Source organism: Parendozoicomonas verongulae, assembly GCF_009711465.1.
Classification (GTDB): domain Bacteria; phylum Pseudomonadota; class Gammaproteobacteria; order Pseudomonadales; family Endozoicomonadaceae; genus Sansalvadorimonas; species Sansalvadorimonas verongulae.
The window spans coordinates 1-534 of record NZ_SMME01000312.1 but is presented as its reverse complement, the minus strand read 5'-3'; the positions used below and the strand labels follow the sequence as shown (position 1 = coordinate 534).

Below are 534 nucleotides of genomic sequence, written 5' to 3'. Positions count from 1 at the left end.
GGCGACAATCAGGTTATCCAATCCCCCATTTGTCAGAACGGGTAATCCCCCTATTGTTTGAGTGATGCCTTTTGGGATCTTGCCATAAATTTCATAAATTTCATTCAGCGCTGTTTTGGGGATTTGGTCGCTGTCTATACCATGCCGCCTGGCTGCTGAACGCCACATATCGACCTCAGGTAACGGCTTTGCTGACTGAATAGCTTCCCTCCATGGCAGGGAAGTACAGCGCTTCGATTGTGGCCATAGCAGGCAGAGACGAGCTTTTGGATAGTTAAGCAGTGAACCATTGACCATAACTGAGGGGGGATTGCAGCAAAGCGATTCCAGAGCCTGTTGAAGCTCGGGATTTTTCTCAAGACCAAGAATCACAACCTCCCTTCCCTGCGCAAGGGCCTGCTGGAGTTGTGTCACATTCCGACCAAAGTGCGGAATGCGTTCCGATCGGATATGGAGGTCGTCGAACAGTTGCCCAAGGTAGGTCTGGTCAGTCACCCGGATGACAAGAGGGGACGTTTCCCGTGTCTGCACCCA

1 protein-coding gene is annotated in these 534 nt (G+C 51.5%); it reads right to left on the bottom strand.

The annotated features are described in order from the left end of the window. On the bottom strand, positions 1–534 hold a 534-nt coding region (locus tag E1189_RS22295; protein WP_196220857.1), incomplete at both ends, for a hypothetical protein.